Origin of the sequence: Stieleria sedimenti (genome assembly GCF_025060895.1) — a bacterium.
In the GTDB taxonomy this organism is placed as follows: Bacteria; Planctomycetota; Planctomycetia; order Pirellulales; family Pirellulaceae; genus Stieleria; species Stieleria sedimenti.
This window is the reverse complement of sequence record NZ_JANZKV010000320.1, coordinates 1-8,998: the sequence shown is the minus strand read 5'-3', so window position 1 is coordinate 8,998 and position 8,998 is coordinate 1. Positions and strand designations below refer to the sequence as shown.

Here is an 8,998-nt window from a genome sequence, read left to right as displayed (position 1 = left end):
CAAAGAACAGCCGGCCGCCGGCGACGGCCTAGCCATGTTCCAAAACGCCGTCAGCTGGTTCGCCTAAGGGGCAAAACGTGGCGTAAGCTTCCAGCTTGCGATGCCACTCGGGTCGTCGACACTTTTGCAGCAGGATTTGGCAACCGATTTAGATTCTCTCCCTCTGGGAGAGACGGCGTTTGCGCAGCAAGTAAACGCCAGAGAGGGCCGGCGGTTCGCGAAAGTCTTGACAACTTCCGCTATGATCAACTCCGACACTTCTACAATCGACGTCCCATGCAGCGAGAGGAAATCGCCTCAAGGCTAGACACCAACGACTGCGAAATCCGTTTTACCCCTGCCATTCTATTCCGCTCAACACGTCTGGTCCAAATAGCTCGATCATTCCGTGTGACCTCCATAGACAATTCAACGAGAAAAACATTCCAACAACGCATTGACAGTTGGTGGGACATTTCTGCGCAGCGTGAGGCATGGTTAGACGAACCCACCCCCGCCACATCCGAAAAAAACACGATGCGCACGCTCGCCTTGTTGGCCACCGTCTTTTTGATCCCCTTCGGCGTCCTCAGTTACCTGGGACAGTACGATACGAATCGACAAAGCCGAGTTTGTGAAGCCCTGGTTGAGGATTGGCTGACGGCCGAAAAGGCGGGACGTGATACTCAACCATTCTGGGAGAAAACCAGGGATCCGCTTCATTTCAGATCGCTGACCGAGTGGCAGATCCAGGAATCGTCGGCCAGCCATGTCAATCTGTTGATCCATCGGTTGGACCGGCTCGGACGCCCCACGCCGCCGGATCACTACCGTGTCACGATCGGGTCAGACTACGATCGGGAAACGAATCAGCTGATTCCCAAGATTCGGATGGCAGAGAACTTGAGCGACCCGCTTGGATACTATTCGAGACTGGCGGTCGACCACGTTGAAGACTGGCTGGATGAACAACGAAGTGGTGGTGATGGCACCGACTACTGGGCCCCACACACGCGCCCGTCACGACTGTACAGCATCGCCGAATGGTCCGTCGTGAACGAACCCGAAAATCGTTCGGACACTTCGGTCCACGTTTTGGTCAACTCGGCCACCAAGGGAGGGCATCCGATTCGTAAGACCTGGCGCATTGAAGTAACGCACGGTGGATTCGGCTATAACGACTACGAACCCAAAATCACCAACGTCATCGACTTGAGCGATTCAATCACGCCAATAACTCTTTGACCACGTGTCCATGCACGTCGGTCAGCCGATAATCACGTCCTTGGAATCGATACGTTAACCGTTCATGATCGAAGCCCAGTTGGTGCAGAATCGTGGCTTGCAGGTCGTGCACGTGAACGGGGTTTTCGGCGACACCAAATCCCAGCTCGTCGCTCTGACCATACTCGAATCCGCCCTTCACTCCGCCACCGGCCATCCACATCGTAAACACGTCCGGGTAGTGATCACGACCCAGAATCTTGCTCTTCGCCGTCCGGCCCTCGCGAAACGGCGTCCGACCAAATTCACCGCCCCAGACGATCAGCGTGTCTTGTAACAGCCCGCGTTGTTTTAGATCGCGAATGAGCGCCGCGATCGGCTTGTCCATCGTCGCGCACTTGTTGGTCAGGCCGTCGGTCAGGCCCGTGCCGGCTTGTGTGCCGTGGAAATCCCAGCCCCAATCGAACAATTGCACAAACCGCACCCCCGATTCGACCAAGCGGCGGGCGAGCAAACAATTGTTGGCCAAGCTCGATGCCCCCGGCGTCGCACCGTACTCGTCCAGCGTCTTCTGTGACTCGGCCGAGATGTCCATCACCTCCGGAACCGAGGTTTGCATTCGGAAGGCCAGTTCGTACTGCGAGATCCGCGTCAAGGTTTCCGGATGCCCCATCTGTTCGGCTTGCATCTGATTCAAATCCGCCAACGCATCGAGCGTCGCGCGGCGGGTCGCGCGGCTCATCCCCGGCGGGTCCGACGAATAGAGCACGGGGTCACCCTTGGATCGGCACTGCACGCCTTGATAAACCGATGGCAAAAAACCGCTTCCGAAGGAGTTCTTGCCGCCGTTGGGTTGGACGCCGCTGGAGATCAAGACGACAAACCCGGGCAGATTTTCGTTTTCGCTTCCCAGTCCGTAGGTGATCCAGGATCCCATCGACGGCCGTCCGCTACGCGGCGAACCGGTGTAAACCAACAACTCAGCAGGCGCGTGATTGAATTGATCGGTGTGCATCGAATGCACGACACACATCTCGTCGGCGACATCATGAAAGTGTGGAATCGCATCGGACATCCACATGCCCGACTTGCCGACGCGCTGCCACGCGCGTGGCGACCCCATCAGCTTCGGGGTTCCAGAGGTAAAGGCAAATTCACGCCCGGCGAGAAACTGGTCGGGGCAATCCTGGTCGCTGCGTTGGACCAGTTCGGGCTTGTAGTCAAATAAGTCCAGGTTCGGCGGCGAGCCGGTCATGTGCAAATAGATCACCCGCTTTGCCTTGGGAGCAAAATGCGGCATTCGACTGGCGAGCGGATCACTCGCTCGTGATGCCGATGACTCGGCGGCATATCCGTCCCCGGCCAACAGCGACGCCAACGCCATCGAGCCGATCCCGGCAGTGGATTGCTGCAAAAAATGCCGGCGGGTGCGCGTTTGAAGTTGATTAAATCGAGGGTCCATGGTGGTCTATTGGGTGCAGGGAGCTTGAAAGGATCATCAATCACCCTTCCTCGCAGGGAGGGTCGAGCGAAGCGAGGGGAGGGTCGAATCAGCGCGATCGACTCTCTTTATCGTTTCATCAACAGTTCATCCAAATTCAAGATCACGTTGGCGACCACCGTCCAGGCGGCGTATTCGGCCGGGTCAGCATCGTCGGGCAGGGGGCCGATCGGATCGGTCGCCATCTTCATCGCATCTTCGGTCGATTCGCAATAGGTCTCTGTCACCGCAGCCGCGAGTTGTTCCAGACGCTCGATCTCCGCAGCGCTGGGCGGCCGAATCAACGCGGTCTCAATGGCGTATTCGATTCTTCCCTCGGCCGAGTCCGCCGCCCGGATCATGTTTCGTGCGAACGACTGGGCCGCTTCGACATACACCGGATCGTTCATCGTGACCAACGCCTGGAGCGGGGTGTTGGTTCGAATCCGGCGGACCGTACAGACCTCTCGGTTGGGGGCATCGAACTGGGCCATCGACGGATAGGGGCTGCTGCGACGCCACGTCGTGTACAGCCCGCGCCGATAGCGGTCTTCCCCCTTGCTGGTTTTCCAGTCGGTGGCTGAGCCGAACGCCGCTTTCAATCCTAACTCGGGTTGCGGCGGATTGACCGGCGGCCCGAATCGTTTGTCGCTCAACAGTCCGCTGACGAACAATGCTTGATCGCGGACCATCTCCGCCGAGACGCGGAATCGTGGTCCCCGTGCAAGCAGTCGGTTGGCCGGATCGGCGGCGATCAATTCCGGCGTGGTCACGCTGCTTTGTCGATAGGTCGCGGACATCACCATCGACTTGACCAATCGTTTGATGTCCCATCCGCTGTCGCGAAACTCGACCGCCATCCAATCCAGCAGTCGCGGGTGGGAAGGCAGTTCACCTTGTGACCCAAACTCTTCGCTCGTCTCCACGATACCGACGCCGAACAATTGCTCCCAATGCCGATTGACGATCACCCGCGGCGTCAACGGGTTTGCAGGGTCGACCAACCAGTGCGCCAAATCCAGGCGACTGGGCTTGTCGGCATGGGCGATCGGGTGGAACGCCTCGGGCGTGCCCTCGTGGACCACGTCGCCGGTGCTTTGGTAATTGCCCCGCAGCTGCACCTTGGTGACGCGACGTTGGTCGGCGGGCAACTCTTTCATCACCGGAACGCTCGTCATCGGTTTCATTTGAGCCAGTTCATCGCGCGCCGCCTGCAGCTCTTCACGCCAAGGTTTCAGCGCCGGTGCAATGCCACGGAAATACGCAGCAATTTGCGATGCTTCTTTTTCATTCCACCGATCTTTGCCCTTGGCGACGATGCGACGAATCGGGACCGGCAACGTCGCCCAGCGGGTCAGGTTCACGTCTGAACTGACGGACAATCGAAAGTGATCGATCAGATGACGCGGGTGTTCCGATTGTTGCGCGATCGAAACCGTCAGCACACCCTCGGCCGCCGGCGTCGGTGCAGCGAGCGACACGGTCAATTGATGGGGACGCCCGACCTGGGGCGCGATGGCCCAGCCCGTCTTTGGACTGTCAGGCGTTTGCAGGACGGCCGCTGCGGGAAACCCACTTTGTTCGTGATCGGCCGATGCATGGCTGAACGAGACCAGTCGAACCCCGGATGGGGACAGGGCATGTCTTGCCTTGGCCGGGGTTTCGGGTTTGCTCGTCCAGACCAAGTCTCGTTTTTCGCCTAGAAGCGTCAGCGTGAATCCGTTCAACCGTTCGATGATTCCCGATCCTCCGTCGGTGCGATTCCATAAAACCAGGTTGTCGATCGGCATCGCTTGCCCCAAATCGATTTCAACCCAGGGATCTTGTTCACCGTTGGTGTGTTGGACCGACCCCTTGTTGTAGTCACTTGCCGTATTGCCGTCGTTGACACGCGAGGCATCGGCATCGGCGTAGGTGGAGCTCTGAGTCGCCCTGCCACGCGGCGCGACGTTTTCGCCCTCGCTGAACACTTCGATCTCCGCGAGATGCAAAAACCGCGACTTGCCTGGCAATTCGACGCGAACGAATTGGGCCTGGACCGGAGCGAGCTGCTTGGGCGTCCAGGTCGCGCGAAGCTGGGAGATCACGAAATTTCGTTTCTGTGACGGTGACGTCTCCAGGCGAAGGCCCGTGATGGGTTCGTCGGAGGTGGAAATCTGGATCTGATACGTGTCCGATTCAAGCTCGTCTTCGGCGGCCTGAATCCATCCGTCATCGGTCATCTCCAGCTGACGCTTCGAGTCGATCGAGGCGACGTCGGCGATTCGCCACTCGGGCGGCGACGTAAACTGGGCCAGCCACTGTTCACGTTCCTGGTCGACTCGATCCGACGGGGCGGCCAGTTTGTCCTGGAGTGATTCGATCCGCTGAGACAATTCGACTTTGCGGCGTTTCTGATCGTCACTCCAGACCTCCAGCAGCGGGCTCTCGTTGCGTTTGTCCGCGTCTTCGGTGCTGTTGAAGAATGCGAAGAATTGGAAGTATTCGTCTTGCGTGATCGGATCGTATTTGTGGGTGTGGCACTGGGCGCAGGCCATGGTTGTGCCCATCCAAACCGCCATCGTTGTGTTAACCCGGTCGACGACCGCGACGTTGCGAAACTCTTCGTCATTGGTGCCGCCTTCGTTGTTGGTCAACGTGTTCCGATGAAAGGCCGTGGCGATCAGTTGCCCGTCGGTGGGATTGGGCAGCAAGTCACCGGCAATCTGTTCGATCGTGAATTGATCAAACGGCATGTTATCGTTGATCGCTTGAATCACGTAGTCACGGTAGGCCCAAATGGTGCGTGGCGGATCATCGGCGTAGCCCGCCGAGTCGGCGTAGCGGGCCAGGTCCAGCCAGACCCGGGCCCAACATTCTCCGAATGCCGGACTGGCGAGCAACGAATCCACGTAGATTTCATAGGCATCGGCGCGATCGTCCTCGGCAAACGCTCGGGCTTGTTCCCAGCTCGGCGGCAGTCCCGTCAGGTCGATCGCCACGCGTCGGGCCAGCGTCAAACGGTCGGCTGGGGGCGACGGATGCAAGCCTTCCGCATCCATCCGTGCCAGCGTGAAATGATCGATGGGACCGGTCGGCCAGGTCGGGTCGGACACTTCCGGAAGCGGCGGTCGGCGAGGGATTTCGTAGGACCAGTGTTTGGCGTAGCGTCCGCCTTGTTCGATCCACGTTCGCAGCAAAGCGACTTCGGCCTGCGTCAGCGGATCGCCTTTCCCCGACGGCGGCATCACGATGTCTTCGTCGTCGCTGGTCACTCGGGAAATCAGTTCACTGGCCTCGGGGTCGCCGGGCACCACGGCCGCGTAGCCGCCCAAGTCATCGTGCGCCCCGTCGGCGGTATCCAAACGCAACCCTGCGGCCCGCTCCGCTTCATCGGGGCCATGGCACGTGACGCACCGATTGAACAGCAACGGCCGAATCTCGCGGTTGAAATCGACCGCGGTTTCCCCTGCCGGTGCGAGGGATGAAACCAAGCCGTAAAGCAGGGAAACCGAAAAAACGCGTGTCAGTCGCATAGGTGGGAACGTTGAACGTTTGGAAGGGCGGTGGGCAACGTTAGTATACCCGAAACACAAGTCGACCCCCGAATCCCCGCAGCACAAAATTCCGCCCGCCGGCATCCCGCCGGCATCCCGCCGGCATCCCGCCGGCATCCCGCCGGCATCCCGCCGGCATCCCGCCGGCATCCCGCCAGTCCGCCGGCCGCCGTCCCCCGAAGCCGCCCGTCGCCTACCATCCTGCCAATCCGCTTCGAGACAGCTCGTCAATAGACTCAAATCACAGCCAGAATCAGTCCCGTGCCCACCCACGTCCGCGTCTCAACCACCCGGGGACACGGCACCAAACGAAATGGGGACATGGCACCAAGCGACATGGGGACACGGCACGTCGTTTCAATCCAATGCTATCAAACTTGAAAGATTGTCTCGTATCTGAGCTGGATTTTGGTGCAGCGAAGGTTGACTGATGGATCGGTTTGCGTTGCAATGATGGCTCGTGGGAGTCGCACGGAGCGACTCGTTTTTGGGCTACGCAATTTGAAGATGCACTTCAAACCGTAGCAATGTCTAGAAACGAGTCTCTTTGACGAGGACGCGATGTCACGTTCCAACCGCGGCGACAAGATTGACCCTCGCGAGGTCCAAATCGTTCACACCATCAGTCGCACCACACGGGCCTGCCGGTTGTTTGGCGACGATCCGCTGTCCGGCAAGAATTGCGATCATCGCAAGGGCTGGATCGAAGGATTAATCGAGCAGTTCGCTAGCCAATTTGCCATCGACGTTCTGGCGTATTCGGTCCTCTGCAGTCATCACCATCAGATGCTTCGCTCGCGCCCCGACATCGTCAAGACTTGGGACGACACCGAAGTGGCACGACGCTGGCTGATGATTTGCCCCAAGCGCAAAGACCATCACGGCAACCCATTGCCCCCGTCAGAGTCCGAGCTCAATACCATCCGAAATTGTCCGATCCGGCTCGAGCAGATACGTCTTCGGCTCAGTGACGTTTCCTGGTGGATGCGCCTAATGAACCAACGCGTTGCCCAGCGAGCCAATCGCGAAGATGACTCCAGCGGCCGATTCTTCGAAGACCGCTTCAAGGGGATTCCGGTGATTGATGATGAGTCTGTGTTGGCTTGTGCCGTCTACGTGGATCTAAATTGGATTCGAGCTTGCATGGCCGAAACATTGGAGCTGAGCGATCACACGTCGGCTCAACGCCGAATCGAAGCGATCAATGCGGAAACGCAAGCCCCGGCGCCTAGCCCTACCCCGGCACCCGACAATGCGTCGGAGGCCGCCGACAGGTGTGTCCGGCCGCTTGCAGATTCGTTTCTTGCGCCGGTTGATCTGAATGAAGCGTCTGAGTTGCCCGGGCCCCAACCGAGCCGATGCGATGCTCGCTGCAGCGACAAAGGTTTTTTGCCGATCAGTGCTGCAGAGTACCTTGAGCTACTCGACTGGTCGGCTCGCCAATCGGCGGCCGGAAAACCCGGCTGTACCCCTGGCAAACTCCCGCCGATTCTAATTCGGCTCGGTCTAGCCCCAACAGTCTGGCTGGAGCTTGTGGCCAACTTTGATGATCTGTTCACCACAATGGCGGGATTACCTGAGCACATCGATCAGCGACGTGGCAAACAGACCGGTCGCCGGTTTCACGTCCAGAAGCGAACGCGTGAACTGTTCGCCCAGGCAGCCTAGTCTGACTAAGTCCTAAGCTCGATCGACTGATTTGATCTGGCAACACGGGCATCACAAGATCGCAGCGTATTCGCCGCATTAACGGTTGGCCATCTAGGTGCGGAGCCGACGACGTCTGCATGGCGACGTTGCCATCGTGATTGAGTCGGGTCGAAAAACACGGCTTGAACGCGGGCCGCAGCATTTGCAGCAACGATCGAAATCTCTGCGCTGAATAATCAGTGCCGTGTCCCCGACCGTGGGGCTCTCAGTCATACGACTGGCGTCCCAGAGCGAACCCGGCGTCCCCATGGACGTGGAAGGCTTCACAAGCCCGCAACGTGCTCGCCGCGTTGTTGAAGCGTCTCGGTATGCGGAACCGCTGACAGAGGCAGTGCGACGTCGCCTGTCATGGTTTAGTCGGATCGACAACGACGGCTTAAATCGTACGCCGCAGCAATTGCCGCCACGACCGAATCTCTGCGGTGAAGAATAAGTACCGCGTCCCCGATCGAAGGGTTGGTGCCGTGTCCCCGGGGTTGGGATTGTTGGGTTGGTGCCGTGTCCCCGAAGGGTTTCGCCCGGGGTTGGGATCGTTGGGTTGGTGCCGTGTCCCCGAAGGGTTGGGGTGGGGCGATTTTTGCTTTCCCGGCTCGTAGACGCTAGACTCGGGCGATCTGGACCTGCGATTTCCTTATTCTTTTCAACGGAAGGGCCATTTGATGGGCGTTCGATTCAGTGAAGTGGACTTGGCGACTCGAAGCGATAGCAACGTGATTCACTTGCATGTCAGCGGCACGATGAACCACGAAGATTACGAAATCTTCGGCCCCGACATCGAGCAGGTGATTCAGAAACATGGCAAGATTCGCGTGCTGCTGGAATTGGATGACTTCCACGGCTGGACGGCCCGAGCACTGTGGGATGACATCAAGTTCGACATCCAACACTTTCGCGACATCGAGCGAATCGCCATGGTCGGTGACAGCACCTGGGAAAAATGGATGGCCATTTTCTGCAAACCCTTCACCGCCGCCACGATCAAGTACTTCGACGCCAGCGACATCGACGCCGCTTGGGATTGGATCTCCGAGAAATAAATGGCACGGGCAGACGTGTTGGTGTGCAGGCT

General features: G+C 58.8%; 5 protein-coding genes. 3 read left to right on the top strand and 2 right to left on the bottom strand.

Annotation, left to right across the window (positions count from 1 at the left end; all coding sequences use genetic code 11):
• Positions 1 to 516 precede the first annotated feature (516 nt).
• Positions 517 to 1,224: a hypothetical protein gene (locus NZK35_RS32030; RefSeq protein WP_259636609.1), complete on the top strand. Its 708-nt coding sequence runs from the start codon at positions 517 to 519 to the stop codon at positions 1,222 to 1,224.
• Here the strand turns inward: NZK35_RS32030 and NZK35_RS32025 are convergent.
• Complete coding sequence (locus NZK35_RS32025; RefSeq protein WP_259636608.1) at positions 1,205 to 2,665, bottom strand: DUF1501 domain-containing protein; 1,461 nt, start codon at positions 2,663 to 2,665, stop codon at positions 1,205 to 1,207. The two genes, NZK35_RS32030 and NZK35_RS32025, sit on opposite strands and share 20 nt — an antisense overlap.
• A gap of 107 nt (positions 2,666 to 2,772) precedes the next feature.
• Complete coding sequence (locus NZK35_RS32020; RefSeq protein ID WP_259636607.1) at positions 2,773 to 6,198, bottom strand: DUF1553 domain-containing protein; 3,426 nt, start codon at positions 6,196 to 6,198, stop codon at positions 2,773 to 2,775.
• Between the two features lie 582 nt (positions 6,199 to 6,780).
• Between NZK35_RS32020 and NZK35_RS32015 the strand changes: the two genes are divergently transcribed.
• Together NZK35_RS32015 and NZK35_RS32010 are read left to right on the top strand one after the other, a co-directional pair.
• Positions 6,781 to 7,887: a hypothetical protein gene (locus NZK35_RS32015; RefSeq protein ID WP_259636606.1), complete on the top strand. Its 1,107-nt coding sequence runs from the start codon at positions 6,781 to 6,783 to the stop codon at positions 7,885 to 7,887.
• A gap of 701 nt (positions 7,888 to 8,588) precedes the next feature.
• Entirely contained in the window at positions 8,589 to 8,966 is a 378-nt protein-coding gene (locus NZK35_RS32010) for a SpoIIAA family protein (protein WP_259636605.1), read from the top strand.
• Positions 8,967 to 8,998: the final 32 nt, after the last annotated feature.

What these genes read in the sequence shown, in the direction of transcription:
- NZK35_RS32020 (WP_259636607.1), bottom strand. Translation starts at nt 6,198, where the DNA reads ATGCGACTGACACGCGTTTTTTCGGTTTCCCTGCTTTACGGCTTGGTT.
- NZK35_RS32030 (WP_259636609.1), top strand. Translation starts at nt 517, where the DNA reads ATGCGCACGCTCGCCTTGTTGGCCACCGTCTTTTTGATCCCCTTCGGC.
- NZK35_RS32025 (WP_259636608.1), bottom strand. Translation starts at nt 2,665, where the DNA reads ATGGACCCTCGATTTAATCAACTTCAAACGCGCACCCGCCGGCATTTT.
- NZK35_RS32010 (WP_259636605.1), top strand. Translation starts at nt 8,589, where the DNA reads ATGGGCGTTCGATTCAGTGAAGTGGACTTGGCGACTCGAAGCGATAGC.
- NZK35_RS32015 (WP_259636606.1), top strand. Translation starts at nt 6,781, where the DNA reads ATGTCACGTTCCAACCGCGGCGACAAGATTGACCCTCGCGAGGTCCAA.